Origin of the sequence: Corynebacterium sp. HMSC074C01 (assembly GCF_001814605.1) — a bacterium.
Lineage (GTDB): Bacteria > Actinomycetota > Actinomycetes > Mycobacteriales > Mycobacteriaceae > Corynebacterium.
On the sequence record NZ_KV817280.1, the window covers coordinates 183,548 to 210,431 of the forward strand.

At 60.9% G+C, this 26,884-nt stretch carries 25 protein-coding genes; 8 read left to right on the plus strand and 17 right to left on the minus strand.

The features are described 5' to 3' along the window. Positions 1-232 precede the first annotated feature (232 nt). The gene (locus HMPREF2978_RS07480) at positions 233-622 is read left to right on the plus strand and encodes a VOC family protein (protein ID WP_070744825.1); all 390 of its coding nucleotides are present in this window, start codon (positions 233-235) and stop codon (positions 620-622) included. 10 nt (positions 623-632) lie between these two features. Continuing rightward, positions 633-1,292, plus strand: a complete 660-nt coding sequence (locus tag HMPREF2978_RS07485; protein ID WP_070744827.1) for an AMIN-like domain-containing (lipo)protein — start codon at positions 633-635, stop codon at positions 1,290-1,292. 103 nt (positions 1,293-1,395) lie between these two features. Here the strand turns inward: HMPREF2978_RS07485 and HMPREF2978_RS07490 are convergent, their stop codons facing one another. The 4 genes from HMPREF2978_RS07490 to HMPREF2978_RS13050 all read right to left on the minus strand — a co-directional run bounded on the left by HMPREF2978_RS07490 (position 1,396) and on the right by HMPREF2978_RS13050 (position 6,055). Then, a complete protein-coding gene (locus tag HMPREF2978_RS07490) occupies positions 1,396-3,666 on the minus strand; it encodes a polyribonucleotide nucleotidyltransferase (protein WP_070744829.1) in 2,271 nt (756 codons plus the stop codon). Positions 3,667-3,806: 140 nt separating this feature from the next. Further along, on the minus strand, positions 3,807-4,076 hold the full coding sequence (rpsO, locus tag HMPREF2978_RS07495) for a 30S ribosomal protein S15 (RefSeq protein WP_010190317.1): 270 nt from the start codon (positions 4,074-4,076) through the stop codon (positions 3,807-3,809). 80 nt (positions 4,077-4,156) lie between these two features. Further along, positions 4,157-5,074 (minus strand): nucleoside hydrolase, encoded by a 918-nt coding sequence (locus HMPREF2978_RS13045; protein WP_070527103.1) that lies wholly within the window; start codon positions 5,072-5,074, stop codon positions 4,157-4,159. Beyond that, the gene (locus HMPREF2978_RS13050) at positions 5,075-6,055 is read right to left on the minus strand and encodes a bifunctional riboflavin kinase/FAD synthetase (RefSeq protein WP_070744833.1); all 981 of its coding nucleotides are present in this window, start codon (positions 6,053-6,055) and stop codon (positions 5,075-5,077) included. A 37-nt stretch (positions 6,056-6,092) separates the two neighbouring features. On the opposite strand from HMPREF2978_RS13050, the gene truB reads away from it, so the two are divergent. Next, positions 6,093-6,986: a tRNA pseudouridine(55) synthase TruB gene (gene truB, locus HMPREF2978_RS07510; RefSeq protein WP_070527097.1), complete on the plus strand. Its 894-nt coding sequence runs from the start codon at positions 6,093-6,095 to the stop codon at positions 6,984-6,986. Between the two features lie 9 nt (positions 6,987-6,995). On the opposite strand, the gene HMPREF2978_RS07515 is transcribed toward truB, so the two are convergent. The 9 genes from HMPREF2978_RS07515 to rimP form a co-directional block, all read right to left on the minus strand. Continuing rightward, a complete protein-coding gene (locus HMPREF2978_RS07515) occupies positions 6,996-7,670 on the minus strand; it encodes a 4'-phosphopantetheinyl transferase family protein (protein WP_070527094.1) in 675 nt (224 codons plus the stop codon). Next, positions 7,663-8,484 (minus strand): metallophosphoesterase family protein, encoded by an 822-nt coding sequence (locus tag HMPREF2978_RS07520; RefSeq protein ID WP_070527091.1) that lies wholly within the window; start codon positions 8,482-8,484, stop codon positions 7,663-7,665. The genes HMPREF2978_RS07515 and HMPREF2978_RS07520 overlap by 8 nt, the downstream gene beginning before the upstream one ends. 44 nt (positions 8,485-8,528) lie before the next feature. After that, positions 8,529-9,827, minus strand: coding sequence for an MATE family efflux transporter (locus HMPREF2978_RS07525; protein WP_070744836.1), 1,299 nt, complete (start codon positions 9,825-9,827; stop codon positions 8,529-8,531). After that, a complete protein-coding gene (locus HMPREF2978_RS07530; RefSeq protein ID WP_070527084.1) occupies positions 9,828-10,790 on the minus strand; it encodes a DHH family phosphoesterase in 963 nt (320 codons plus the stop codon). It lies immediately after the preceding gene. After that, positions 10,791-11,234: a 30S ribosome-binding factor RbfA gene (rbfA, locus tag HMPREF2978_RS07535; protein WP_070527081.1), complete on the minus strand. Its 444-nt coding sequence runs from the start codon at positions 11,232-11,234 to the stop codon at positions 10,791-10,793. 130 nt (positions 11,235-11,364) lie between these two features. After that, a complete protein-coding gene (infB, locus tag HMPREF2978_RS07540; protein ID WP_070527078.1) occupies positions 11,365-14,064 on the minus strand; it encodes a translation initiation factor IF-2 in 2,700 nt (899 codons plus the stop codon). A 109-nt stretch (positions 14,065-14,173) separates the two neighbouring features. Further along, on the minus strand, positions 14,174-14,509 hold the full coding sequence (locus HMPREF2978_RS07545; protein WP_070527075.1) for a YlxR family protein: 336 nt from the start codon (positions 14,507-14,509) through the stop codon (positions 14,174-14,176). Positions 14,510-14,629: 120 nt separating this feature from the next. Further along, positions 14,630-15,646 carry a transcription termination factor NusA gene (gene nusA, locus HMPREF2978_RS07550; RefSeq protein ID WP_070445649.1) on the minus strand — a complete coding sequence of 339 codons (1,017 nt, stop codon included), beginning with the start codon at positions 15,644-15,646 and terminating at the stop codon, positions 14,630-14,632. A 3-nt stretch (positions 15,647-15,649) separates the two neighbouring features. Then, complete coding sequence (rimP, locus tag HMPREF2978_RS07555; protein ID WP_070527072.1) at positions 15,650-16,216, minus strand: ribosome maturation factor RimP; 567 nt, start codon at positions 16,214-16,216, stop codon at positions 15,650-15,652. Positions 16,217-16,253: 37 nt separating this feature from the next. Here rimP and HMPREF2978_RS07560 point away from each other — a divergent pair, with 37 nt between their 5' ends. Next, the gene (locus tag HMPREF2978_RS07560) at positions 16,254-17,108 is read left to right on the plus strand and encodes a hypothetical protein (RefSeq protein WP_070527069.1); all 855 of its coding nucleotides are present in this window, start codon (positions 16,254-16,256) and stop codon (positions 17,106-17,108) included. Positions 17,109-17,138: 30 nt separating this feature from the next. On the opposite strand, the gene HMPREF2978_RS07565 is transcribed toward HMPREF2978_RS07560, so the two are convergent. Both HMPREF2978_RS07565 and HMPREF2978_RS07570 read right to left on the minus strand, forming a co-directional pair. Continuing rightward, a complete protein-coding gene (locus HMPREF2978_RS07565; protein ID WP_070527065.1) occupies positions 17,139-17,534 on the minus strand; it encodes a DoxX family protein in 396 nt (131 codons plus the stop codon). Positions 17,535-17,561: 27 nt separating this feature from the next. Continuing rightward, positions 17,562-19,331 (minus strand): proline--tRNA ligase, encoded by a 1,770-nt coding sequence (locus HMPREF2978_RS07570; RefSeq protein WP_070527062.1) that lies wholly within the window; start codon positions 19,329-19,331, stop codon positions 17,562-17,564. Positions 19,332-19,363: 32 nt separating this feature from the next. Between HMPREF2978_RS07570 and yaaA the strand changes: the two genes are divergently transcribed. Further along, positions 19,364-20,086 carry a peroxide stress protein YaaA gene (gene yaaA / locus HMPREF2978_RS07575; RefSeq protein ID WP_070744837.1) on the plus strand — a complete coding sequence of 241 codons (723 nt, stop codon included), beginning with the start codon at positions 19,364-19,366 and terminating at the stop codon, positions 20,084-20,086. Positions 20,087-20,165: 79 nt separating this feature from the next. Here the strand turns inward: yaaA and HMPREF2978_RS07580 are convergent, their stop codons facing one another. Continuing rightward, positions 20,166-21,479, minus strand: coding sequence for a DUF4921 family protein (locus HMPREF2978_RS07580; protein ID WP_210383631.1), 1,314 nt, complete (start codon positions 21,477-21,479; stop codon positions 20,166-20,168). 51 nt (positions 21,480-21,530) lie between these two features. Between HMPREF2978_RS07580 and HMPREF2978_RS07585 the strand changes: the two genes are divergently transcribed. After that, the gene (locus HMPREF2978_RS07585) at positions 21,531-22,346 is read left to right on the plus strand and encodes a PhzF family phenazine biosynthesis protein (RefSeq protein ID WP_070744839.1); all 816 of its coding nucleotides are present in this window, start codon (positions 21,531-21,533) and stop codon (positions 22,344-22,346) included. Next, positions 22,339-23,727, plus strand: coding sequence for a protein adenylyltransferase SelO family protein (locus HMPREF2978_RS07590; protein WP_070527053.1), 1,389 nt, complete (start codon positions 22,339-22,341; stop codon positions 23,725-23,727). Before HMPREF2978_RS07585 ends, HMPREF2978_RS07590 begins: the two co-directional genes overlap by 8 nt. A gap of 301 nt (positions 23,728-24,028) precedes the next feature. Here HMPREF2978_RS07590 and mqo read toward each other — a convergent pair whose 3' ends face one another. Further along, positions 24,029-25,531: a malate dehydrogenase (quinone) gene (gene mqo, locus HMPREF2978_RS07595; RefSeq protein ID WP_070527049.1), complete on the minus strand. Its 1,503-nt coding sequence runs from the start codon at positions 25,529-25,531 to the stop codon at positions 24,029-24,031. 300 nt (positions 25,532-25,831) lie between these two features. Between mqo and HMPREF2978_RS07605 the strand changes: the two genes are divergently transcribed. Next, positions 25,832-26,833 (plus strand): alpha/beta hydrolase, encoded by a 1,002-nt coding sequence (locus tag HMPREF2978_RS07605; protein WP_210398342.1) that lies wholly within the window; start codon positions 25,832-25,834, stop codon positions 26,831-26,833. The last annotated feature ends 51 nt before the right edge of the window (positions 26,834-26,884 follow it).

Here is a 26,884-nt window from a genome sequence, read left to right on the forward strand (position 1 = left end):
AGCCCAACACCTCAAACAAGAACTCGACGACTACACACAACAACAAACCAAAGCCAAAGCCGAAGCCGAGAACAAAAGCAAGACCGACACAGATGCCGACACCGACGACATCCCCTTCTAAACACCGTCGTCGAACAAGACGACGACTGATCTGACGAGGCCCGGCCAGGCTCGCCCCAACTGCTGGCATTGGGACCGGTTGTTCTTAGTCATGCCGGTTAGGATGGAGTGAATGCAGATCTACATTGCTTCAGTACCCGTCGATGATGTTTCCCGTGCGCACGACTTTTATGTCGATACGCTCGGCTTTCGAGTCAAGGACGATGTAACCCACGGAGACTTTCGGTGGCTCACAGTCACCAATGCAGAAGACCAAGGGAATATAAAGCTCCTGCTCGAGCCCAAGGCCCACCCCGCGGCCAAGGACTACGCAGCAGCACTCAAGACTGACGGTATCCCTGTCACCCAGTTCCTATCCGCAGACGTGGAAAGGGAGTATAGCGAGCTCACTGAAAAGGGAGTGCATTTCACTATGGCGCCTACCGACGTCGGCCCCTCCATCATCGCCGTCTTCGATGACACCGTAGGAAACCTCATCCAACTGGTACAGCTCAAGAAATAGAGAACAAAGAATGACGCACTCATCTTCTTCCGTCGCCATCATCGCAGCCGTTAGCGCCGTATGCGTGATGCCGCTAACCGCATGCGCGGAGCGCGGAGCGGACACGACTCCGGCGCCGCAGTTCAGTGCAATTCCTTCTAGCTTTACCGCCACCGATGCGCCGGAGCCGCCGCCCAGTGAAACGCAAGCTGCTCCCTCACAGCAGGACGCCAATGTTGCTGCCTTTGCAGGGATGGGTATGCCGGCGTTCGAAGACCAACACCGCATGCCGGAGCGGTTGGGTAGCCTCACCCCGACGGGCGTGCGCGTAGGTGCTCACGATGGTTTTACGCGGGTGGTAGTTGACCTCGAAGGAGAAGGTGAGCCGGGGTGGTTCACGGCTTATACCGACGATCCGCGGCAACAGGCATCAGGCTACCCAGTTGAGGTAGAAGGAAACACATTTCTCAATCTGGGGATCGAAGGAACCCCGTGGCCCTCCACGCCCGAGCTCGAAGAAAGATATATGAAACCGGGAGTTACACCCGGTACTGGTGTGGTGAGCGAAGTCGTATACACGACCTCATTCGAGGCACAAACCCAATTAATCATTGGTCTGCACAAGAAGACGCCGTACTCGGTGACTTTCCTGGAAGACCCTAAACGCCTCGTACTCGATTTCCAAGACTAACCCGGAGTGGAACGATAGGGACCCTGCCCCAAGCTATGTCTGCTGGGGGCAGGGCCCTCGATCTAATAGAGCTTCCTAGTAGAGCTCCTAGGCGGCTTGAGGATTAGTCCTCCTCAACCGGAACCAGGGAGATTTTGCCGCGATTATCAATGTCGGCAATTTCGACCTGAATCTTATCGCCAACGTTGACGACGTCCTCGACCTTCTCAATGCGCTCGTCGCCGCCCAGCTTCGAGATGTGTACAAGACCATCACGACCCGGGGTCAGGGAAACGAAGGCGCCGAAAGCCACGGTCTTCACCACGGTGCCGAGGAAGCGCTCGCCCACCTTCGGCAGCTGCGGGTTAGCAATGCTATTCACGCGGTCGATCGCAGCGTCAGCTGCTTCACCGGTAGCGGCAGAGATATACACAGTTCCGTCTTCTTCGATGGAGACATCGGCGCCGGTTTCCTCGGTGATGGCGTTGATGGTCTTGCCCTTCGGGCCAATGAGCTCACCAATCTTGTTCACCGGGATAGTCACCGAGGTAATGCGCGGTGCCAGGCCAGACATCTCGTCTGGGCCCTCGATGACCTCAGACATAGTGTCGAGGATGGCGGCACGGGCGTCGCGGGCTTGTTCGAGGGCGTCGGCAAGCACGTGCGAAGGAATGCCATCCAGCTTGGTGTCCAGCTGCAGGGCGGTGATGAACTCGGACGTACCGGCAACCTTGAAGTCCATATCGCCGAAGGCATCCTCAGCACCGAGAATATCCGTGAGTGCCACGAACTTTTCCTTGCCGTTAACTTCACCAGAAACCAAGCCCATGGCGATGCCTGCCACCGGAGCCTTCAGCGGAACGCCCGCGTTGTAGAGGGACAAGGTGGATGCGCAGACGGAGCCCATGGAGGTAGAACCATTCGAGCCGAGGGCCTCAGACACCTGGCGGATGGCGTACGGAAAGTCCTCACGGGAGGGGATCACCGGCAGCAGCGCGCGCTCAGCCAGCGCACCGTGACCAATCTCGCGGCGCTTCGGGGAGCCTACGCGACCGGTCTCGCCGGTAGAATACGGCGGGAAGTTGTAGTGGTGCATGTAACGCTTGGACTCCACTGGGGTCAGGGAGTCGATCTGCTGCTCCATCTTCAGCATGTCCAAAGTGGTCACACCCAGGATCTGGGTCTCGCCACGTTCAAACAGGGAAGAACCGTGAGCACGCGGGATGAGGTCAACCTCCACGCCGAGGTCACGGATATCGGTCACACCACGGCCATCGATGCGGAAGCCCTCAGTGAGGATCTTGGTGCGCACGATGTCCTTCATCACGGCGTTGAAAGCGTTGCGGATCTGCTTGGATGCATCGGCCTCATCGAGGTCATCAAAGTCTTCGATGAGCTTAGCCTCGACCTGCTCCATGTAGTCGTTGGTGGCATCGTCGCGGTCTTGCTTGCCCGGGATGGTAAGCAGCTTCTCCAGCTTCTTGGTTGCAGCCTTCTCAACAGCCACGTAGACATCATCACCGTAGGGCGGGAAGAGCGGGAACTCCTGCGTCTCCTTGGCAGCACGCTCAGCCAGACCGGCCTGCGCCTCGCACAAAGACTTGATGAAAGGCTTCGCCGCCTCCAGGCCCTCAGCCACGGTGGACTCCTGCGGAGCCGGTGCGCCTTCCTTGATGCGCTCGGCTACGTTCACACCAGCGCCGGCCTCGACCATCATGATGGCTACGTCGTCCTTGCGGCCCTTCTTCACGATGCGGCCGGCCACGACCATCTCGAAAAGAGCACGCTCGTGCTGCTCGTTGTTCGGGAAGGCCACCCACTGGCCCTTCGGGTGCTTATCATCAGCAATCAGTGCCATGCGCACGCCGCCCACCGGGCCGGATACCGGCAGGCCGGAGAGCTGGGTGGAAGCGGAAGCGCCGTTGATGGCAACGACGTCGTAGTACTCCTCCGGGTCCATGGAGAGGACCGTGACAACGACCTGAACCTCGTTGCGCAAGCCCTTCACGAAGGTCGGGCGCAGCGGGCGGTCGATGAGGCGGCAGGCCAAAATAGCCTCAGTAGAGGGACGGCCCTCGCGGCGGAAGAAAGAGCCCGGGATCTTACCCGCGGCGTACATGCGCTCCTCGACGTCCACGGTTAGCGGGAAGAAGTCGAAACCTTCGCGCGGCTGGTTAGAAGCGGTGGTCGTGGACAGCAGCATGGTGTCCTCGTCCAGATAAGTGGTCACGGAGCCACCGGCCTGGCGAGCCAGCTGGCCCGTCTCAAAACGGATGGTGCGAGTGCCGAAATCGCCGTTATCCAGGGTGGCGATGGCCTCGGTGATTCCGTAATCGTCGTCGATAAGAAACTCGACGGAATTGTTTGGTTGCTTCTTAGCGTTCTTAGCGCTCATGTATGAAACTCTCCTTGGAGCTGTCATGGCGATCTTCGGTGCCGCCTCTTCTTCGATGTTTTTGACAACGCCCAAGGATTTTAGCAGATGGGACAAGAAAACCCCCGCACACAAGGTGCGGGGGTTGAAAAGTTCAGCGCTTAGCGGCGCAGACCCAGGCGAGAAATCAGGTCGCGGTAACGGTCAACGTCGTTAGCAGCCAGGTACTTCAGCAGGCCACGACGGCGACCAACCATGAGCAGCAGACCACGACGGGAGTGGTGATCGTGCTTGTGGTCCTTGAGGTGCTCGGTCAGGTTGTTGATGCGGGAAGTCAGCAGCGCAACCTGTGCCTCCGGGGAACCAGTGTCGGTCTCGTGCAGGCCATACTCCTTGAGGATTTCAGCCTTCTTCTCGGTGCTCAAAGCCATGGAAAAATCTCCTATTGTATTTCAGTCCACATGAAATGTTGCGCCTTGGTGGCGCTGCCCGTGACTACTGTGGACCGCAGTCAGCAAGCCGAAGTAGAAGTATAGAGGCTGCCCAGCTTCGACATCAAATCATCGACGAAGCGCGCGTCATCGACAGCAACGGCCACGCGAGTGGTGGGGTCGTTAAGGCGTTCCGGGTCACCGATCGTGCGCCCGTTCTCCTCACACCGCAGATTCAGGTCGAGGCAGGTGACCAGCGAAGGATCGGCTGCCACTGCTACCGCTAAAGGGTCGTGGAGCCCGCAACCACCAAGGTGCGGAGACGTCGTTTTATAGGCGCGGATGTAGTAGTCCACGATGTCCGCGTAGATCCGGCCCGTCCGCGTGGCCCTCCACTGCTTCGTATGCTCCGTGGTGAGCAACGTGCGCAACGTGACATCGAGCCCCACCATCGTGAGGTTCTGTGCATGGCGAAAGACATAGTCCGTGGCTTGGGGATCTTGGAAGACGTTGGCCTCGGCATAAGGAGTGACGTTTCCGGGCACGGTTAGCGCGCCGCCCATCATGACGATGCGGGCGTTGCGGGCAAAGTCCGGGTCCTCGCGCATGGCGGCTGCAATGCTTGTCGACGGCCCCGTTGGCACAATAACCAGGTCCTCGCCATGCTCGCGGACCGAACGGATGAGGAAGCCGACCGCATCGTCGTAGGCTTTGCGCCGCGGCGGAGGCAGAAGTACTTCCCCAAGGCCGTTGCGGCCATGGATGAATGCTGAAATGGGAGCAACGCGAAAGCCCGGCCGCGTCGGGCCGGTGAAGACGGGGACCTCCTCGGCGTCGAGAAGCTCGAGCAACGCCAGCGAGTTGCGCACTCCCAAAGCCACCGGCACGTTGCCGTAGGTACCCGTTACCCCGATCAGCTCGAGGTCGGGGTGCGCCACGGCATAGGCGAGCGCTAGGGCATCGTCGATTCCGGTGTCGAGGTCGAGGATGATCTTCATTTAAGCCTCGCGGGCAAGAATCTCACGAACTCGGGCAACGTCACGCTCCATAGCTACCAGGAGTTCCTCCACGGAATTGAATTTCTCCATGTCGCGCACGTGGTCAACAAAGTGCACGGTGGCTTCGTGGCCGTAGAGATCAGCGTCGCGGTCCAGCACAAAGGACTCCACCGAACGCTCCTCGTCACCAAAGGTGGGGTTCGTGCCCACCGAGATAGCGGCTGGATAAGGAACGCCGGGCTCCATGTCACCTTCCAGAGGGGCGCCGGTGGGCTCGACTACGAACCAGCCCGCGTACACGCCATCGGCCGGGATGGCGACGGATTCCGGGAAATACTGGTTGGCGGTTGGGAAACCAAGCTCCTTTCCGCCGCGTCCTGCACCGCGCACAACGGGCCCAGTCACTGTGAAATGGCGCCCCAGCGCCCAATTCGCGCGTGCAATATCGCCCTTGGCAAGAGCGGCGCGGATGTTGGTGGAGCAGATGCGCTCGCCGTCGTCGTCAAGCAAGGGCACGATGTCAACGCCGAAACCGAACTCGGTTCCGAATTCCGCCAGCGCCTCCGCGGTGCCGGCCGCACCCGCGCCGAACGTGAAGTTCTCCCCCACCACGACGTGTTCTGCGTGCAAGCGCCCCACAAGGAGGTCTGCCACGTACTCGCGCGGCCCAACACCTCGTAGTTCTTCGGTGAAGTCGATGACGAGAACGGCCTCGATGCCCATCTCTTCCGCCAGCTGCATACGGCGCTCAAACGTAATCACGGAGAGAGGAGCACGCTCCGGCAAGAACACGGAGACTGGGTGCGGATCGAAGGTCACCATGACGGCGCGCTGGCCATTGCTTCGCGCGTGCTCGACGGCCTTCGTCACGAGCTGTTGGTGTCCGCGGTGCAGGCCGTCGAAGACGCCAATCGTCACCGAGGTCGAGCCAAGGTCAGCAGGGATGCTATCGATTCCGTACCAAATATCCACGGGCACCATGCTATCCCACTGCGGCCGGTGCCCTAGACTGCAGGGCATGACTGATCCGCTCGAACGTTCCGGCCTCGTGGTCGTCGATAAACCCGCCGGCATGACCTCGCACGACGTCGTGGGAAAACTCCGCCGCTTCTTCCACACCCGCAAGGTGGGGCACGCGGGCACGCTTGATCCGATGGCTACTGGAGTGCTCGTCGTAGGCATCGAGCGCGGCACCAAATTTCTTGCCCACATGGTGGCCTCCACCAAAGCTTATGACGCCACGATTCGCCTGGGCATGGCAACCCACACCGACGACGCGGAGGGGGAAACAACGTGGGGCAAACCGGCAACCGCTGTGGAAGACTCAGACATTGCGCACGAAATTGCTGCCTTGACCGGCGATATTATGCAGCGTCCGGCAGCGGTGTCCGCCATCAAGGTGGATGGCAAACGTGCCCACGAACGGGTGCGTGCGGGCGAAGAAATTGAGATTCCAGCTCGCCCGGTAACGGTCAGCCGCTTCGATATCCTCGATACGCGGCGCACCGGAGAGTTCATCGATCTGGACGTGTCGGTGGCCTGTTCTTCGGGCACCTACATCCGCTCGCTGGCTCGGGATTTGGGAGAAGCGCTCGGCGTCGGCGGGCATCTCACCGCGCTGCGCCGCACGGAGGTAGGGCCTTTTACGCTTAACGACGCCCTCCCCCTCTCTGCGCTCGAAGACTCCCCGCAGCTGTCCTTAAGCCTTGATGAGGCACTCGCCCGCAGCTATCCGGTCTTGGAGGTCACCGACGATGAGGCCCAGGCCTTGGCCATGGGCAAATGGTTGGAGCCGCGCGGGCTGAAAGGTACTTACGCGGCCGTAGATCCGCAGGGCCGTTCCATCGCTCTGATTAAGGAAAAGGGAAAGCGCCTGGCCACAGTTTTTGTTGCGCGCCCCTCGACGCTGTAGTTGCCTGCTTTAACGGTCAAAGTTAAGCGCGGGGACAGCGGTGGCAACGATGACATAGCCATCCCTGATTATCCAGTGCCCAGTAATGAAGGGCACCGGGGTCGGCCGCGCCAAAAGGTAGGAAACTAAAGTGCCGTCGAGGCGCAGATCGATCTCGGCCTGGTCAAAATCGAGCCAGCGGCGAGTCATGGGGAACCACGTCTTGTAGGTCGCTTCCTTCGCACAGAACAAGAGGCGGTCCGGGCAGGAAATTCCGGCTGCGTGCAACTGCGCCAACTGCGGCATCTCCCCTGGCCGCGCGATCATCGTCAACACGTGCTCCGGAAGAGGCTCCGCCGGCTCGGCGTCAAGCCCCATAGAGCGCACGTGCGTGGCGGGAGCTGCCACAGCTGCGCGCAGACCTTCGGTGTGCGTCATCGATCCGGTATAGCCCTCCGGCCACAATGGCATGCCCCGCTCACCGCGCAGAATAGGTTCATCACCTGTGTAGTTGAGTTCCTTCAAGGCCTGGTGAGCACACCAGCGGGCATCCCCAAACTCGGATTTGCGGACGTCCACGGCCTGGGAGACCACAGAACGTTCTTCCGGGGATAGGTGGTGGTAGTTGAGAAGGTTGGTCATCGACTCATCTGTACGCACATAACAAAAGCGCGCTGACTCGGGGAAGAGAGAAGGCTCAAGCATGCTCGGCCCTCCCCGTCTTCTCATCGATGGTAAGCACCGGGTACGGCCAGGACTGAAGACCGCCATGCGCCTGCCACTCACGCGGATAGCCCAGGGACACCTCAATGTGGTCTACCCCGTCAACGTTGGCGCGATTAGGCATGTGGAGGTGACCATAAATCACTGCCTTAGCGTTATAGCGCCGCGGCCAAGAACGCGTATGGCGGGTGCCGCACCACAAGGCCACTTCGGGCCAGCGCAAATAGAGCGTCGGCTCCTGCACCAGCGGCCAATGGTTAATGAGGACGGTTTCACCCTCGACGCGTGACAGCCGCTTGATCGAATAGGCCAGGCGGTCCCAGCACCACGCGCGCACATCGACGAAGGGGGCGATAGCAAATTCATCAGTCATGACGATCTGCTTCTCCTTCGCACTCGCCAGCGCCTGTTCCACCGTGGTGCCTGGTGGACGGAAGCTGTAATCGTAGAGCGTAAACAGCGGGACCACCGTGACCCCTCCAAATACCGGAAACGGATCCTCCGGGGTGATCACGCCAATTTCCCGGCAGCCTTCAACGAGGCGATCGTATTTCGAGCGCCCCTGGTAGGCGTCCTGGCCGCGGGAGAAGAGCTCGTGGTTGCCGGGCACCCAAATGACGGTGGCGTAGCGGTTCTTTAGCCGCGCCAAGGTGTTGATAACAAGGTCAATGCGCTCGGCCACGTCGCCGGCAACAATCAGCCAATCGTTGGGGTTCGGCGGGACAAGTTCATCGATACGTTCCCCGTTCACACGCACCGCCGCGTGGAGATCGGAGACGGCCCACAAAGTGGTCATAGCGCCTCCTTCATACGAACAGTCCCTCTACTTCTACCACAGGCTTAGACCCGCGCCCACCGCATGGAGTAGAAGCGCCAGACCACGCCCACCATGCGGATGAGGATGAACGCGGCAATACCGCCCCACACCCCGGTCAAGCCGGTGTCGAAAACAAAGGCCAACCAGACGCCGGGAAGGAAGCCTAGAAGCACCGAAGCGAGGGTGAGCGTGCGGAGGAAGGCCGCGTCCCCAGCCCCCAGGAGGACGCCGTCCAAGGCGAAGACGACGCCGCCAATAATGACGAGGAAGGTCATAACCCACCAGGGGCCGGAGATGACCTCTAGGACCTCCGGGCTCGTGGTAAAAATCCGTGGGATAAAAGCGGAGCCAAGGCCCAGTACCGCTGCCAGCGCGAGGGAGAAGGACGTCGAGTAGAGCGTTACCTTGGTTCCCACCGTGCGGGCATAGCGCGCTGATCCCGCTCCCAATGCCGCGCCGGTCAAGGCTTGGGCAGCGATCGCGAGGGAATCCAGAACGAGGGACAGGAAATTCCACATCTGCATCATGATTTGATGCGCGGCGAGCTGCGCCGTGCCGATACGCGAGGCCACGGCCGCCGCTGACAGAAACGCCACTTGGAAGCTCAGCGAACGCACAATGAGGTCACGTCCCAGCACTAGCTGCCGACGAACCACGCTCCACCGAATCTCCCACGAGCCGGTATGCTCGCGACGCAGCTCCGCTACGAAGAACGCCGCGATAATCCCCATCCCCAGCACCGTGGCCAGGGCGGAACCTGCAAGCCCCCACACATGCACGAAAATAGGCACCGCGATGGCGCCGGGAACCATACCTGCCAGGGTGAAGTAGAGGGGCTTGCGGGTGTTTTGAACACCTCGCATCCAGCCGTTGCCGGCCATGTTGATGAGGGTAAAAGGAATGGCGACGGCCGCAATCCGCAACCACTGTGCGGTCCCCCGCGCTGTATCCGGGTTACCCGTCAACCAGGTGGCAAAGACCCCGGCGAAGAGCCACATGATGACGGCGAGCACCATCCCAACGCCCACGGCAACCCACGTTGCCTGCACCCCCTCGGCGACGGCCTCCTCGCGCTTCCCCGCGCCGAACAGCCGTGACGCACGCGCGGTCGTGCCATAAGACAGAAAGGTTAATTGGGTGGTAACCACCGAATGGAGCGTGGCCGCTGCGCCAAGCGAGGCCAAATCCTCCGCCCCCAAACGGCCGACGACCGCAGTATCCAGCAATAAATACAGCGGCATGGCCGCCAGAACGCCCAGAGCAGGAAGGGCGAGGCGGAAGACCTCAGCGGCAGAAACCTTCACTGGTTGCTCGGAAACCATCTAGGACAACGCACCTACCAGCTGCGCGATAACCTCCTCGGGGTTTCCATGCGCGGTATAACCTGCAGCCGGAATATGCCCGCCGCCGCCGAAGGTGAGGGCCACTTCCGCACAGTTGACGGCGGAGGAACGCAGGGACACCGCCCACACATCAGGCGCTTGCTCCTTGAAGACCACGCCGATGTCAGTGCCCTTCAAGGCTCGGACATAATCGACGAAAGATTCAATCGCGGAATCGGCGTGGGAGCTGACCTCCTCATGCGGGACGAAGAGAACAGCGAGGCGGTGCTCCCCTGCTTCCTCAATCCTGAGGCCTGAGAGCACGCGTCCAATCATCTGCAGGTCATCGGCCGTGCTGGAATCCATGAGTTCCAACGCTATCTGCTTGGTATCGAGACCATAGAGCATCAGGCGCGCAGCGATATCATGCATCGCTGGGCGGCCCCACCGGAAGTTACCGGTATCGGTGACTAGGCCCGCGTACAGGCAGTGCGCGATGACGCGATCGATCTGGATGGACAGCCTATCCAGGATGTCCAGGAGCACCACCGTGGTGGACTCGCATACCGGATCCACGACATTGATGGCTCCGAAGCCATCGTTGGAGGCGTGGTGGTCGATGCACAGGACGCGGCCCACGGCGGCCATTTCTTCGATTTCCTGGGCCACCGAACCCGTCCTATCTATCGAGCCGCAGTCCACAGTGACATAGAGGTCATAACCTTGTGGAAGCTCATCCACCAACTCAATCTCATCCACCGTGGGGATGGAAAACAGGTTGGCTGAAATATCACGGCGTTGGCCAATCACGGTGCGGGTCTGCTTCCCGCGCTGGCGAAGTGCCAGGGTAAGGGCGGCTGCCGAGCCGACGGCGTCGGCGTCTGGGCGCAAATGCGTGATGATGCAAATGCTGCTGGCTTGCACCAGCGCATCCACTGCGGCTTCGTAGTTGGTTCGCGACACTTAGTCCTCTTCCTCGTCCGAGGTCTTGTACGGGTTCGCGTCGCCTGCGGGCTGTGCACCTTCCTTCAGCTTGGCTAGCTCCGCATCGCGGGCACGGGCGCGGGCGAGCAGCTCCTCCATGTGCGCGGAGGCCTCGGGGACAGTATCGAGCTCGAAGGACAGCGTCGGCGTAAAACGAACGGAGAGCTCATCACCCACAATCTTGCGCAATTGCCCCTTAGCCCTGGTGAGGGCTTCGGCTGCCTGGTCATAATCAGGCTCGGTCTCGATATCCGTACCACGCACCGTATAGAACACGGTGGCGTCGTGGAGATCACCCGTGACCCGGGCATCCGTGATTGTCACCAGCTCAAGGCGGCGATCCTTAATTTGGCGCTCAATTGCACTGGCGACGATTGTCTGAATGCGCTTTGCCATGCGTGCGGCGCGGGCGTGATCAACCATGGTGAAGCTCCTTTACGTACGGTTACTGGCAACTAGTCTAGGATACCGATTCTGCACCTTTCGGCCGAAATGAGGAAAGCCCAGCCAGAATCTTTCCTGGCTGGGCTTCACTGCCTGAGGTTTCTTGCGCTTAGTCGCGCGGGACCTCGACCTCTTCGTAGGCCTGGATGATATCGCCTACCTGAATATCCGGATAGGACAGAACCATACCGCACTCGTAGCCGGCGTTGATCTCGTTTGCGTCATCCTTCTCGTGGCGCAGGGACTCGATCTTGGCATCGGAGGTAATGACGTTTCCGTCGCGGACCAGGCGCACCTTGCCATTGCGCTTGACCTTGCCCTCCGTGACCATACAACCGGCGATGGTGCCGACGGCGGAGGACTTGAACAGCGCGCGGATCTCTGCCGCACCGGTGTCGCGCTCCTCGTAGATAGGCTTGAGCATGCCCTTCAGCGCTGCCTCAACCTCTTCGATGGCGCGGTAAATCACCGTGTAGTAGCGGATATCGACGCCCTCAGCGTTGGCTTCCTCGGTGGCCTTGCCTTCAGCGCGAACGTTGAAGGCGATGATGATGGCGTCCGAAGCGGCAGCCAGGGAGACGTTGGTCTGCGTCACCGCACCCACACCACGGTCGATGATGTTGAGCTGTACCTCGTCGTCGACCTCGATGTCCAACAGGGCATCTTCGAGCGCTTCCACGGAACCTGCGTTGTCGCCCTTGAGGATGAGGTTGAGCGTCGAGGTTTCCTTGAGCACTGCATCCAGATCCTCGAGGGAGACGCGCTTGCGAGCCTTTGCCTGCAGAGCAGAACGCTTGCGAGCATCGCGCTGTGCGGCAATCTGGCGTGCCACGCGGTCATCCTCAACAACCAGGAGGTTGTCGCCGGCGCCAGGAACACCATTAAGACCCTGCACCTGGACCGGGCGGGACGGGCCTGCCTCTTCCACGTCGTTGCCGAACTCATCGAGCATGCGGCGCACACGTCCGTGTGCGTCACCAACCACGATGGAATCACCAATACGCAGCGTACCGCGCTGGATGATGACCGTAGCCACCGGACCGCGGCCGCGGTCGAGGTGGGCCTCGATGGCAGAACCCTGCGCATCCATGTCCGGGTTAGCGGTGAGCTCCAAGGCAGCGTCCGCCGTCAGGATGACGGCTTCGAGCAGATCATCAATGTTGATGTTGTTCTTCGCGGAGATATCCACGAACATCGTGTCGCCACCGTACTCTTCCGGAACCAGTCCGTACTCAGTGAGCTGACCACGGATCTTGTCCGGGGAAGCCTCCGGCTTATCAATCTTGTTGACCGCGACAACCACAGGGATGTCTGCTGCCTTCGCGTGGTTGATTGCCTCGATGGTCTGCGGCATCACGCCGTCATCGGCGGCAACCACCAGGATGGCCAAGTCGGTGGACTTAGCACCGCGAGCACGCATGGCGGTGAAGGCCTCGTGACCCGGGGTATCCAGGAAGGTGATGGTGCGAGGACCATCCTCGAGGTCCACCGTGGTTTGGTAGGCGCCGATTCCCTGGGTAATGCCACCGGCCTCGCCGGCACCCTCGTTGGTCTTACGAATGGTGTCAAGAAGGCGAGTCTTACCGTGGTCAACGTGACCCATCACGGTCACAACTGGCGGGCGCTTCTCAAGTGCCTCTTCGCCACCCTCGTCCTCGCCGAACTGCAGGTCGAAGGACTCGAGCAGCTCGCGGTCCTCATCCTCAGGGGAGACGACCTGGACCTCGTAGTTAATCTCCGAACCCAGCAGCTGCAGGGTGTCTTCGGAGACAGAAGCCGTAGCAGTCACCATCTCACCGAGGTTGAACAGTGCCTGCACCAATGCTGCAGGATCTGCACCAATCTTCTCAGCGAAGTCAGCCAGGGAAGCACCGCGACGCAGGCGTACGACCTTACCGCCGCCGTCAGGCAGACGTACGCCGCCTACCTCATGCTTCTGCTGCTCTTCAAACTCATGGCGCTTCTGACGCTTCGACTTCTTTCCGCGACGCGGTGCGCCACCCGGACGGCCGAATGCACCGGCGGTGCCACCGCGACGACCGCCGCGTCCACGGAAACCACCGTGGCCAGGACCGCCGTGGCCGGGCCCGCCACCGCGGCCGCCGCGACCACGACCACCGCCGCCGCTACCAGCGGCCTTCGACGGCATGCTGGCCGGGTTCGGGTGCGAAGGCATCATTGCCGGCGAAGGACGACGTCCTCCGCTGCGGTTGCCATCGCCCTGCGGGCGTGCGCCGCCCTTGCCGCCACGGTTATCACCGGGCTTGCCAGCGGAGCGCTGTCCCTTGGTACCGCCTGGGCGAGGTCCGGGGCTCGGACGATCGCTGGAGCTACCCGTGGAGAACGGGTTGTTGGCCACGCGGCGGGTGCCGCCAGGCTTCGGCATGCTGCGCGGAGTGACAGCGCGCTCGCCGCCCTTCTCGTTGTTCTTGCGCTGTGCCCCAGGCTTCGGTGCGCCACTGGGCTTTGGCGTGGCACCCGGCTTCGGGGCGCCACCCGGCTTCGGGGCAGCACCGGGCTTAGGGGCGGCGCTTGGCTTCGGGCCTGGCTTTGCTGCAGCGGCAGGCTTCTTCTCTGCCGGCTTCTTGGCAGCAGAAGCTGGGGTGGCTGCCGGCGCGTTCTTCTCCGCTGCCTTGTCCTCGCCACCCTTAGCTTCGTAGTGTGCACGCATCTTCTTGATCACCGGGGGTTCGATGGTCGAGGATGCGGTCTTGACGAACTCGCCTTGTTCCTTCAGCGTGGCGAGTAGTTCCTTGCTGGTTACGCCGAGCTGCTTTGCCAACTCGTGTACACGTAGCTTTCCGGGCACTTGTCTCCTCTTTAATCTTTCTAGGAGCCAAGGCCGCGGAATACGGCCTGACCCCTAGTTAATGGCTATGGACTTTCATCGCTGATGCTGCTTCATGGTTGTGCGCTCATCAGTGTTCGGTCTTCCTTTTTAACTCTGGGTCGCACGGGCTGTTGCCCGCCGACTGCACCTGCTGCCTGGCAGCGAGGTACTCACGTACGTGACCTGTGTCCACGTCTGTGGACAATCGGAGCGCGCGCCTGAAGGCACGGGTTCGCTCCGCCAGCTCTACTGCTTCCAGATCAGGCCTTATCCACGCTCCCCTTCCAGGAAGGCGGCGGCCGGGATCCGGAACGACACGGCGCCCTGAGGGATCGCCCTTATCGGCGACAACCCTCAGCAGTTCCGTGTCGGGATGCTTTTGGCGCGTAGCGATACAAGTGCGGAGACGCTGTCCTTGAGACATCCAACTCCTTAGGTCATATCGCTACTGCTGCTACGCCACAGCATTCCTGCATGTGGGCCGTTGTCTAGTCTACGCGAAAATAGGCCAAACCTTTAATTCCACCGTAGGCTGCTCGGAAAGCTAGTCCCGAGCGGCATCGGAGTGAATATCAATCTTCCATCCGGTCAGGCGAGCTGCGAGGCGAGCGTTCTGGCCTTCCTTGCCGATAGCGAGCGAGAGCTGGTAATCCGGCACGGTGACCTTGGCCACCTGCGCTTCCTCGTCGAGGATTTCTACGCGCACGACCTTCGACGGGGCGAGAGCATTGCCCACGTACACGGCTGGGTCTTCGTTGAAATCAATGATGTCAATCTTCTCACCACCGAGTTCACGCATCACGTTGCTGACGCGGGAGCCCTTCGGGCCGATACACGCACCCTTGGCGTTGAGGCCCTTGGCGTGGCCGCGAACGGAGATCTTGGAGCGGTGGCCAGCCTCGCGAGCGATGGCGATAATCTCGACCGCACCGTCGGCGACCTCCGGAACCTCCAGCTCAAAGAGTCCGCGAACCAACTCCGGGTGAGTGCGCGACAACGTGATCTGCACCTTGGCACCGTTACGGTTCACACCCACGACATAGGCCTTGACGCGGTCACCGTGCTCCAGCTTCTCCCCCGGCAGCTGCTCAGCAGGCAACAGGAAAGCATCCTGGGAATCGTGTTCGGTGCCCAATTGCACCACAACGACGCCGCGCTTGTTGGCGTGGATATCGCGCTGGACGACGCCCGACACCACCGTTCCGGTCAGCTCAGAATAGGAATCATAGGTTCGCTCAGCCTCGTTCTCGCGCAACTTGCGCAGGATGGCATCGCGGACCGCCTGCGCGCCGATGCGCCCAAAGTTGTCCGGGGTGTCATCGTACTCGCTGATAACCTCTCCGGTCTCCGGATCACTTTCGGTCACGATGACAGTGACGGCGCCGCTGTCGGCGTCAATGTCTACGCGCGACTTCGTGCCTTCCGCCTTTGTCTCAGCGGATTCCGCACGGTGGTCCAGGTAGGAATACAAAAGGGCACCCGCGATAGCTTCGAGCAAGTCCTTCACGGGGACGCCGCGCTCGCGCTGAATCGTACGGAGTGCCTCTAGGTCAATATTCACTTGTTAGTCCTCTCGGGTTGCCGAGTTCTGCTCGGCGAAGTCGAACGTCTGCATAGCCGCCTCCAGCTCCATTGCTGAAGGTTGAGCAAATTCAATTTCTACCACTGCACGGCTTAGGTTTTCCAATCGTTCGATCTGATAGCGCACCTCCTTCTTCACCGTCGTGATAAGCGCCACGGATTCTTCATCCTCGGACAGGGCACCGATACGGGCGACGCGGGTGGTGCCAGGCTCCTCGGCCAGCGCATAGCCAACGAGCCTTCCTTGGTTGCGGCGCCAATGGCGCGGGGCGCTGAGCGGAAAGTCCACTCCTGGCGTGGATACCTCTAGGGTGTAGCCGGCACCGAAGTTGAGGGTGCCCGCTTCTTCCTGAGCGTCAAAGAGCGCAGAGATCTCCTGCGAGAGCTCCTCGATAAGATCGGAGCTCGGGCGCTCATCGCCATCGATGCGGATGATGACCTGAGACTTCTTACCAGCTCGCGTGGTCTTCACATCTTCGATGTCGAGGCCGCGTGCGGCGGCGACAGGCTGCAGAATTTCGGTTAGTTGCGCGGGTGTTGGGAATGCCATGCGCTCTAGACTAGGTCACACGGGTAGGGTCTATCGCGTGAACCGCCGAGTAGTTATCCCCACCCTGCTTGCTTGCGTTGCCCCCTGGCTGGGCGGCTGCCAAGCCACCGACGCGATCGTGGATTATTTTGGCCCCCACGCAGACCCCTCCCTCACGTCGCTTGCTCAATCCGCCAGCGCGGATGCTCTCGCCTTGGAAGAGATTGATGCGGATGCCGCTGCCCTGCGCGCGCAGCACGCAGACGAGCTTTACTCCGAAATTGAGCGCCTCTGCGGCCGCGACGAGGAAGGACACGTTCCGCGCTCCTGCGAAGTGAATCGTGAGGGTGAAGCACACGAGGCCACTGATGCGGCTGCCGTGCTTGCCGCAGCTTCTTCATCGACTGAAGAGCAGCTTGACGCGGTCTCCCCGGAATCTCGGCCCCTGCTCGTCGCCCAAGCCATCGCAATGGAGGCCCGCTCCACCGATGAACCGGGCGCTGTGCCGGACCTGACGGAGGATGACGCTGACCTCGCCACCAAACTCTTGGACTGGGAATACCAGCAGGTGTATGCGTTGGACTTTGCTCGTTCCTATGTCACACCTGACGTCGAAGAGCTGGTTGATGAGCGCCTCGCTCTGCACGAGAACCGCGTCCTCGCGCTCCAAGAAGCAGTAGCCAAAATCGGACCAGTGCCACAGCCCGCAGCGGCCTACACCTCGTCCTCCGGTGAGCTGCCCGTAGACGCCGACTCAGCGCGCGCGTTCCTTGACTACGTCGCGCATAGTGACACGGTGACATGGACCTCCGCCGCCTCACAGGAGGTGCCTGACCAAGCGGCACCCAATGCTGAATGGCGAAGCTGGCTTATTTCTGTAGCCGCCCAATCTCACCGCATCAGTGCAGCTTAATTCCTCCCTCGCGGGCTCGATTTTCCTGAGCTACCGACGTTTGGCGTTCTTTTCGGCGTACAGCGACCAGGCATAGCGCATGACCGGAATCTGCAACGGCAGACGCACCGCGTGGTAGATCTTCTTGCCGGTTGATGCCTTGCCGCTTTCTAAGTCCCTGTAGGCCTGGTAGAAGTTCGCCGGCCACACGGCGGCGAGCAAAGCTAGGGCTGAAAGGCCGCCTGCAGGCCGCGTCGATGGGTTCGCCAGGAGTGCACCGGTCACCACTTCCCAGGCGCCAGAGGTTAAGTTGTAGAAGCGAGCCGACCCTGGAAGTTGTGGCGGGATGATGGACTCGAAGGGCTTCGGCTTAGCAAAATGCAGCACTCCCATGGCAGAGAGTGCTGCAGCCATTGAATATGTCAGTGCGGGGTTGTGAGAACTCATACCCGCGAGCCTACGCGCTTAACGCACCTAGCCGCGGATGAGCTCCGTTAAGGTGTCCACGATGGAATCTGCGGGGACCTCACGGGTCTCGCCGCCGCGGATGCGCAGCTCAATGATGCCATCGGCAAATGCGCGGCCCAAGATGGCAATGAACGGCATGCCCAGGAGCTCGGCATCCTTGAACTTCACGCCCGGGGAGACCTTGGGGCGGTCGTCGAAAAGCACCTCGACGCCCGCGCGGTCCAGGTCCTCCACCAGCTTCTGGCCCGCCTCCAAGGCAGCGGCATCCTTGTTGGCCACGGCCACGTGCACCTGGTACGGGGCCACAGCCACCGGCCAGTTGAGGCCCTTCTCGTCATGGCGCTGCTCCGCCAACACGGCGAGCATGCGCGTAACGCCAATGCCGTAGGAGCCCATGGTCGGCACGGCGCGCTTGCCGTTTTCGTCCAGAATCTGCACGTCGAAAGCCTCGGTGTACTTGCGGCCCAACTGGAAGATATGACCAAGTTCAATGCCGCGCTCCAGGGTCAGAGTGCCCTGACCATTCGGCGCCGGGTCACCCTCCTTGACCTCCGCGGCCTCAATAAATTCATCAACGGTGAAGTCACGGCCGGCAACGCAGCCCACCACGTGGCGGTTCGGGGCATCCGCGCCAGTAATCCACGACGAACCGGAAACTACGCGCGGGTCGGCATATACCTTCACGTCGTGAGCGTTAAGCGCACGTGGACCGACATAGCCCTTGACCAGGAAGTCGGTCTTCTTGAAGTCCTCATCGCTGGCAAGCTCGAACTCTGCCGGTTCAAGCGAAGCCTCCAGGCGCTTTTCATCCAGCTCGCGGTCACCCGGAATGAGGACGGCGGCGAGCTCCCATTCCTTCTCTTCCTCCGTGGCTGCGGGGGCGGCCACCTTGATCATCATGCACTTGAGGGTGTCCGCTGCGGTGACCTCGTGGCCGTCGACAGTAATGCCGGCGTCCTTAGCCCACTCCACCAGGGACTCAATGGTCTCGGCGTCCGGGGTTTCGTGCTCCTGTGCCTCCGGCAGACCGTCGAAGGGAATCTCCTCCGGCGCCTGGGTCACTACTGCTTCCACGTTGGCAGCGTAGTCTCCCTCCGTGGCGCGAACGAAGGTATCCTCACCCACCTCAGACACAGCGAGGAATTCCTCGGAGGCCGAGCCACCCATCGCACCAGAGGTGGCCTTGCAAATCGCGTAATCGATCTCCAGGCGGTCAAAAATGTTCTGGTAAGCCTTGCGGTGGCGGGCATAGGACTCATCGAGCCCCTCATCCGTCATGTCGAAGGAATAGGAATCCTTCATGGTGAACTCGCGGCCGCGCAGCACGCCGGCGCGCGGGCGCTCCTCATCGCGGTACTTCGTCTGGATCTGGTACAGCGTAACCGGGAAATCCTTGTAGGAGGAGTACATATCCTTCACCGCGGTGGTGAACATCTCCTCGTGGGTCGGGCCCAGCAGCATGTCCGCACCCTTGCGGTCCTTAAGACGGAACAGGTTATCGCCGTATTCCGTCCAGCGGTTCGACTCCTCATAAGGCTCGCGCGGCAGCAGCGCCGGAAAGAGCATCTCCTGGCCGCCGATGGCGTTCATCTCCTGACGGATAACGTCTTCAATCTTGCGCATGGCACGCAGCCCCAGTGGCAGCCAGGTGTACACACCCGGCGCAACGCGGCGCACATAACCTGCGCGGACGAGAAGCTTGTGGCTGGGGACTTCGGCATCAGCCGGATCCTCACGAAGAGTGCGGAGGAAAAGCTCAGAAAGACGTGTAATCATGGTTGCTCAGTCTACATCGCTAGCATGTAGCCATGCTGATCATCCTCCCTCCTTCTGAGACCAAAGCACACGGCGGCAGCGGCGCGCCCCTCAACTGGGACGAGCTCTCTTTCCCCGCACTGAACCCGATCCGCCAAGAAATCGCTGCAGAATTGTCTTCCCTCGACGTCGATGAAGCGGTGGAGGTGCTCAAGCTCTCTGAGAAACTACGTGGGGAAGCCGAGTCCAACCGCGAGTTGGTATCCTCCCCCACCATGCCCGCGCTGGAGCGTTTCACCGGCGTGCTGTACGACGCCCTCAACGCCCCCACCCTCCCCCCGGAAGCGCGGCGCTTCCTCGCCGTGGGCGATGCATTATTTGGTCTGGTGCGCGCTGATGACCTCATCCCGCACTACCGGCTTTCCGGCGGCACCAAGCTGGGCGGGCGCACGCTGAAGTCGCGATGGGGTACGGCCATCACCGATGAGCTGCGTGCGCTTGTCGACGCTGACGAGTTCCTCATCGATATGCGCTCGGGCACCTACCAGCAACTGGGCAAGCTCAAGGACGCCGCTACCGTGCGCGTGGAGTCAGTACAAGAGGATGGCTCCCGCAAGGTGGTCTCTCACTTCAACAAGCACTACAAGGGGGAACTCGCTCGCGTACTCGCCCTCCAGGGCGATAATGTCTCCTCCCTCGAGGATGCCGCCCGCGTAGCCCAAGAGGCAGGCATGAGCACCGAACTGCGCGGCACCGAGCTGGTGCTCGTGGTCTGATTTATCTATTTATCAATTTATCTACGCCCGCCGATTTATCTATTTATCAGTTTATCTGGCTCAATCGAAGCGGGGCCATTCAAACCAATGGGCTATAGCGCAAACTATTGCGCTTGAGCTCGCACTCAGTGGCGATAGAGATGCCGGAGGCAATCTTTCCGTGCTCGCGGAGGCGGAACATGGCGTCCACGATGCGATCTCGCAAGCCCCACGGATCGATGGTGTTGATATAGACCTTGGTGCCGCCCTCAAAACCGGCCAGCGTGGACACGCGCAGCTTGATCATGACGCGCCACGGCTGCGGCAGATCCACGCTGGGTGGTCGGTGGTGCCATTCTTCATTGCAGGCCACCTCCGGCCCCACCGCGGCGTGCGCTGCATGGATAAGATCCGACATTCCGCGCACTTCCTCAGGGCTTTGTTCCCACGGTTCACAGCGCGGTGACTTGGAGAAAATTTCGAGCGTGGGATAGCGGTGACCGAATCCTGCGAAGAGCACCGCATAGTCATTTTCTGCTATGACGAGGTTGCGCTTTGCCGCATAGCCCACAGCCCAATCGTTGTACATGTTGGGGTGCGCCCGCAGAATCGCATTTTCCTGGTGAGCCGCCATGCCCAGGGCATCAATCGCAACGAGCTGCTTGTGCAGGTGGTCGAAGGACGCACCCGCCGGTGCCAGCCAGTTCTGAAATACGGCGACATAAGAGGCGTAGCGGTTACGTTGGTAGAGCTCGCGCGTCGATTCCGCAGTGAACGTTGTCAGCAAGAAGTGCTCATCGGGGCTCAGCGTGCCGGAGGAGGCTAGTTGGCTATCATCGACCGCCCCGTCCACGAAGTGCCGCGAGGAGATAATGACATCGTGTCCGCCGCCGAAGAAGCCATCAGCGAGGGCGAGCAGAGAATCGTCGTCCAGCGCGACATCCTTGCCCGCCGCCTTGAGCTTGGTGCGCACCACATTGAGTACGTGCAGGCGTCCGGCCTCGTCAGCCTCGTAGCTTTCCTTGTGACAAGCCAGGTCTGGGTCCATGGTGAAGCCATAGTTCTCGTGCCAGTAGTCATAAGACACGATTTCAAAAAGGTTAGGAACGCGGCGAAACAGCGGCTGGGAGTTATCCAGCTCGTGCGGAAGAAGGCCGCGCTGAATCTCCCCCGAGGCCAAGATGCGAGACTTTTCCGGCGGAGTATCCAACATGCGGCCTGAGCAAAAGGCACAGCTGTGCGTCAAGGCATCAGGGCCCAGCGGATGCGGATCCTTTGCTGCATGCGCAAGCGGACGGTTGCCGCGTCCTGGCACGGTCCACACCTCTGTCCCGGAGAAAGGGTTGACCTGTTTGACGGTCCCATCCGCCATGGTCTGGATAGGTTCAACGCGGCTAAAAAGTGCTTCGCTCATGCAGCCCAGCGTAGACCTCCCCGCCCGCCAGTGCGACTAGACTTAGGCCCCATGCAGCACCGATTCTTTGAAGTAGATGTCTTCGCCACTGGGCCGTTTACCGGTAATCCCCTCGCCGTGGTTGCGGATGCCGATGGTTTAAGCACCGAAGAGATGCAGCGTATCGCGCACTGGACCAATTTCTCTGAGACGACGTTCCTGTGCTCGCCTACAGATCCAGGCGCGGACTACCGCGTGCGAATCTTCACCCCGTACGAAGAGTTCCCCTTCGCAGGTCACCCCACGCTGGGCAGTGCGCGCGTCGCGGCGGAGCTATTAGGAAAGAGCGGGCCCCTGATTCAGGAATGCGGTGTCGGGTTAGTCACCGTGCGCCAAGACGAAGGCCGTTTCGCCTTCGCTACCCCGCCCTTGCTGCGCCACGGGGAGCTCAGTGAGGCTGAGCGCTCCGAAGCAGCCGCCGTACTCGGAATCGACGAAGAGAACATCGTTGACTCCGGCTGGGTGGACAACGGGCCTGGCTGGCGCTTGGTCCAGCTCGAGTCTGCTGAAGCCGTGCGGAAGCTTCGCCCCACACCCACCCCGGGCGTCAAGGTCGGCGTGGTCGGCCTCACCGGGGATGTGGAACCGGCCTACGAGGTTCGCGCCATCACCGGGCAATTCGAGGACCCCGTCACAGGTTCTTTCAACGGCGGAGCGGCCCAGTTCCTCCGCGCCAAGGGCGTTGTACCTGCCCGCTATACCGCTGCACAGGGCAGTCAGGTAGGCCGCGATGGCCGCGTCTTTATCGACGATGACGGGGACGAGCTCTGGGTAGGCGGCAACGTCCACGTTCGCGTGCGCGGAACCCTGGGGTCCCGCGATGACTGAGCAGTCCCTGCCTTTTGAGCTGCACAATGACTTTGCCCAACGCTTGCCACAGATGGTCAGGGCAACCCGCGGGGAAGAACAGCCAGCACCACGAATCGTGGCGCTCAATGAGCACCTAGCCGCTAAGCTCGGCCTCGACCCAGACTGGCTGCGCAGCGAGGACGGAATAGAGTTCCTCCTCGGCCGCGGAGCAGTCACTCCCCACGCGATGGCCTATGCGGGCTTTCAATTCGGACAATATAACCCGGCAATGGGTGACGGCCGCGCCCTGCTCTTGGGCGAAGTCACCGGCCCCACCGCCTCTCACAACCCCTCGGGCCTGTGGGATCTGCATGCCAAGGGCACGGGGCTGACTCCCTACTCGCGTTATGGCTCTGATGGACGCGGCACGCTGCGCTCAATGTTGCGTGAGTATCTCTTTTCCGAGTCGATACACGCCCTAGGTGTGCCCACCACGCGCTCGCTGGCGGTCCTCGCCACTGGGCGCCCCATCCAGCGCCAAATGGTGGAAGAGGCAGGGGTCCTCGTGCGGGTGGCCGCAAGCCACATCCGTGTCGGATCCTTCCACTTTGCCGCGCACTCGCAGGTGCCCGGGCTACTCGAACAGCTCGCCGCCTACACCAGTGAACGCCACTACCCCGGCGCCGACTGCCAGGAGCTATTCACGCACGTCATGGAGGCACAAGCCGCGACGGTCGCCGGGTGGATGCAGCTGGGTTTTATTCACGGCGTGATGAACACCGATAACACCACGTTATCGGGCGAAACCATTGACTACGGCCCCTGCGCGTTCATGGAAAGCTATGACCCCAACACCTGGTTTAGCTCCATCGATACGCAGGGCCGCTACCGTTTTGGGCGCCAGCCCGACATGCTGGGATGGAACCTTGCGCGGTTGGCGGAGTCACTGCTGCCGCTTTTCGACGACTCCCCTGACATCGCCCTCACCTGGGCTCAAGAGGCTATCGATACCTTTGGCGAACGTTATGAGAGGGCCCGCCGCCGAGAGGCACAGCGTCGCCTGCAGATGCCCGACGAGCTTTTCCAGGAGTACAGCGCTGCCCTCGCAGAGGCCGCCCCGGACCTGACACAGGCCAACCGCAGCCTCGTCAACGCCGTGGCAGGCGAACCTGCGGCAGCCTATGAGAAGTTCGAGGATAGGAGTTTCGTTGATGCCTACTGCACAAGTGGCCCTGACATCAAGCTCCTAGACCAGACCGTACCGCGCGTGATTCCCCGGCCGCGGCTGGTCGAAAGCGCTCTGGGCGATGCCGAAGAGTTCGCCCGTCTCCTGCACGCCACCACGCATCCTTTTAATGCTGCGCCGGAGTATGAGCAGCCCGGCGGTACGGAAGGCTATCTCACCTTCTGCGGAACCTAGGAGCCTAAAGCGCAGAAACAGAAGGAAACACACCACCGCCCCGAGGTCTCCGTAGGAAAGGAAACGGAGTCTCGGGGCGGCGGTGCGTCTCTATCTTTCACTGCCACGCTCCCGGTCGGTTTCTCAGGCCGACCGCCCCGCGCGGCTGGGGTTCTCTCTATCTCTCTCGCATGCGCTCTCTCAAACGCACAACATCATTATGGGGCGTTGTCCTTGGTGAAGCGTTCCGGTGCACTGAACACTTCCTGCCAATTACTGAGAATAACCTGCGAGGCAAGCACCTACGAGCCGAAAGGAGAAACTACTTGGACTCAAGCTGCAGCGTCTTCTGCGTGTACTCCCACATCTCGTTGTAGAGCTTCTTGTCCTTGGAGAGCTTGGTGCCGTAGGACGGAATCATTTCCTGAATCTTATCGCCCCACTGGATCATGTGCTCACCGAAGCAGCGCTCCAGCAGCTCCACCATGATGGCCGGGGTGATGGAAGCACCCGGGGAAGCGCCGAGCAGGCCGGCGATGTTGCCCTCAGGGTTATTGATGAGGGTGGTACCGAACTCCAAGGAGCCGAACTGCGGTGCACCCGCCGGCTTAATCACCTGGACACGCTGGCCGGCGATGACAGTCTCCCAATCAGCCGGGTCAGCGCTCGGGACATATTCCTTCAGGGTTTCAACGCGCTTGTCGAAGTCCTTGAGGACCTCGGTCACCAGGTACTTGGTCAGACCAAACTCCTGTGCTGCCACGCCCAGGTAAGAGGTGATGTTGTCCGGACGGATGGACTTAAACAGGTCCAGGTAGGAGCCCTTCTTCAGGAACTTCGGGGACCAGCCACCGTAGGGGCCAAACAACAGGCCTTCTTCACCGTCGATGACACGGGTATCCAGGTGCGGCACGGACATCGGCGGAGCGCCCACAGCAGCCTTGCCATACACCTTGGCGTGGTGCTGCTTGACAAGTTCCGGGTTTTTGGAACGCAGCCACAGGCCCGAAACCGGGAAACCGGCGAAACCAGAAACCTCACGGACACCAGCCTTACGCAGCAGGTCGAGTGCGTAACCGCCGGCGCCTACGAAGACAAACTTGGCGTGGACAGCCTGGTAGTCACCGGTGTGGAGGTTCTTTGCCACCACGCGCCACTTGGATCCCTCACGCTTGATATCAACGACCTCGTGGCCATAACGGATCTCGGTACCGGCAGCCTTAGCGGCAGTGAAGAACTGCTTAGCCAGGGCACCAAAGTTGACGTCGGTGCCCGCCTCGGTCCAAGAGATAGCAACCTTCTGCGAGTTGAAGTCACGGCCCTGGGACATCAGGGGCAGCTTCTCCTGGAAGGTGGCGTCATCGTCGCTGAACTGCATGTTCGGGAACATGTGGTTATCCTTCAGCGCGTCGAAGCGGCGCTTCAGATAGTCCACCTGGATGGAGCCCTGCGCAAAGGACACATGCGGAACCGGGTTGATGAAGGCCTTCGGGTCCGTCAGGATGCCGTTGTCGAGCTGGTGGGACCAGAACTGGCGAGAAACCTGAAACTTCTCATTGATGTTCAAAGCCTTGGAGATATCAATGCGGCCATTTTTCTCCGGGGTGTAGTTCAGCTCGCACAGCGCGGAGTGGCCAGTACCGGCGTTGTTCCACGGCGAAGAGGACTCAAGGGCAGGTCCATCTAGGCGCTCGAAGACCATTTGGGTCCAGCTAGGCTCGAGCTCACGCAGCATGGCGCCGAGGGTGGCGCTCATAATACCTGCACCAATGAGTGCGACCTCAACCTCGTCTACTACTTGTGCTGTCTTCTTATCGGAGGACACTGTACTTATTACCTCTTTGAGTCGATATATTCGTTGTGGTCAAGTGCCCGGCGCATGTGGGTGCACAGGGCGCGGTGAGAAGCGCTCGACGATGCTAGGAAGCAAACCGGCATACAGACCTCCCCTGCGAGAGGTCCGTCAAGCATTGACTCCACCTTACGCCCCTCGCCGCAAAATAGGCATTCCTGGGAGAATAAATGCCCGAATCCGAGCCCATTACCCCATTCGTGGTGCAGGACATCTGCCGCTAGCGCTCCGCCCCGCCCGACGTACCTGGCTGCACGGCCTATTATGAGCTCCATGACATATGACGAACTCGAATGGACAGAAGATTTCCTCGGGCCCGATTTCCAAACCACCACCCTTGAACTCGGCGCCGACCCTGATGGCGAGGGCGATGTGTGCGCGACGCTCGTGCGCTACTGTCCCGACACGGATGCCCACGATGACCGCCCCGCCTTGGTGTGGGTCCATGGCATGACGGACTACTTCTTCCACGAACACGTAGCGCGCTATTTCTACGAGCTCGGCTATGCCTTTTATGCTCTCGACTTGCGCAAGTGCGGGCGCTCCCGAAGGAGCGGCCAAACCTGGCATTACATCAGCGATATGAAGTATTACGACGCCGACCTCAACGCGGCTCTCGACGCCCTCCCCAACCAGCGTGTCGTCATCATGGGCCACTCCACCGCCGGCACCATCATCGCACTCTGGCTGGATCGCCTCCGCCGCCAGGACCGCGACCGCTTCAACCGTATCTCCGGCGTCGTCTTCAACAGCCCCTGGTTGGCCATGATGGGAATGGCGGATAAAACTTATGAGCTGCTCAAGAACGTAATCTACGCCGGCGCTGCTATCGCCCCAAGGTTCCCGATTCCCGGAGGCGATCTCACTGCCTACGGGGAATCTATCCATTCCAAAGAGCAGGGTGACTGGGATTTCGACCGTCGCTTCAAGCCACTGGGCGGGCATCCGAAATACTTGGGCTGGGTAGCAGCGGTCTTCCATGGCTTCGACGCGATCCATTCCGGCCGCATCGACATGGGACTCCCGCTGCTGACCATGACTTCAGGGCGTTCCGAGCTCAATCAGCCCTATAGCGAATCCACTAACACCGCCGATGTTGTCGTGGACGTACGCCAAAGCCAGCGATGGGCCAAGGAGCTCAGCGCTCGCTATACGCTCCACATTGTAAATAATGGGCGCCACGATCTCTTTCTTTCCCGCCCCGAACCGCTGCAGGAAGCCCTCTCCACCACCGCGGAATGGCTGCGCACCGTGGTCCCAGTTGAGACGGTTTAGACTCGCTCACCTCGCGCTTTTCAACCTGCAGGAGTTGCGGCTAGGCAGCCT

Coding starts and splice junctions, on each gene's coding strand:
- HMPREF2978_RS07480 (WP_070744825.1), top strand. CDS start 233: ATGCAGATCTACATTGCTTCAGTACCCGTCGATGATGTTTCCCGTGCG.
- HMPREF2978_RS07485 (WP_070744827.1), top strand. CDS start 633: ATGACGCACTCATCTTCTTCCGTCGCCATCATCGCAGCCGTTAGCGCC.
- HMPREF2978_RS07490 (WP_070744829.1), bottom strand. CDS start 3,666: ATGAGCGCTAAGAACGCTAAGAAGCAACCAAACAATTCCGTCGAGTTT.
- rpsO (WP_010190317.1), bottom strand. CDS start 4,076: ATGGCTTTGAGCACCGAGAAGAAGGCTGAAATCCTCAAGGAGTATGGC.
- HMPREF2978_RS13045 (WP_070527103.1), bottom strand. CDS start 5,074: ATGAAGATCATCCTCGACCTCGACACCGGAATCGACGATGCCCTAGCG.
- HMPREF2978_RS13050 (WP_070744833.1), bottom strand. CDS start 6,055: ATGGTGCCCGTGGATATTTGGTACGGAATCGATAGCATCCCTGCTGAC.
- truB (WP_070527097.1), top strand. CDS start 6,093: ATGACTGATCCGCTCGAACGTTCCGGCCTCGTGGTCGTCGATAAACCC.
- HMPREF2978_RS07515 (WP_070527094.1), bottom strand. CDS start 7,670: ATGCTTGAGCCTTCTCTCTTCCCCGAGTCAGCGCGCTTTTGTTATGTG.
- HMPREF2978_RS07520 (WP_070527091.1), bottom strand. CDS start 8,484: ATGACCACTTTGTGGGCCGTCTCCGATCTCCACGCGGCGGTGCGTGTG.
- HMPREF2978_RS07525 (WP_070744836.1), bottom strand. CDS start 9,827: ATGGTTTCCGAGCAACCAGTGAAGGTTTCTGCCGCTGAGGTCTTCCGC.
- rbfA (WP_070527081.1), bottom strand. CDS start 11,234: ATGGTTGATCACGCCCGCGCCGCACGCATGGCAAAGCGCATTCAGACA.
- HMPREF2978_RS07545 (WP_070527075.1), bottom strand. CDS start 14,509: ATGTCTCAAGGACAGCGTCTCCGCACTTGTATCGCTACGCGCCAAAAG.
- rimP (WP_070527072.1), bottom strand. CDS start 16,216: ATGGCATTCCCAACACCCGCGCAACTAACCGAAATTCTGCAGCCTGTC.
- HMPREF2978_RS07565 (WP_070527065.1), bottom strand. CDS start 17,534: ATGAGTTCTCACAACCCCGCACTGACATATTCAATGGCTGCAGCACTC.
- HMPREF2978_RS07570 (WP_070527062.1), bottom strand. CDS start 19,331: ATGATTACACGTCTTTCTGAGCTTTTCCTCCGCACTCTTCGTGAGGAT.
- yaaA (WP_070744837.1), top strand. CDS start 19,364: ATGCTGATCATCCTCCCTCCTTCTGAGACCAAAGCACACGGCGGCAGC.
- HMPREF2978_RS07580 (WP_210383631.1), bottom strand. CDS start 21,479: ATGAGCGAAGCACTTTTTAGCCGCGTTGAACCTATCCAGACCATGGCG.
- HMPREF2978_RS07585 (WP_070744839.1), top strand. CDS start 21,531: ATGCAGCACCGATTCTTTGAAGTAGATGTCTTCGCCACTGGGCCGTTT.
- HMPREF2978_RS07590 (WP_070527053.1), top strand. CDS start 22,339: ATGACTGAGCAGTCCCTGCCTTTTGAGCTGCACAATGACTTTGCCCAA.
- HMPREF2978_RS07605 (WP_210398342.1), top strand. CDS start 25,832: ATGACATATGACGAACTCGAATGGACAGAAGATTTCCTCGGGCCCGAT.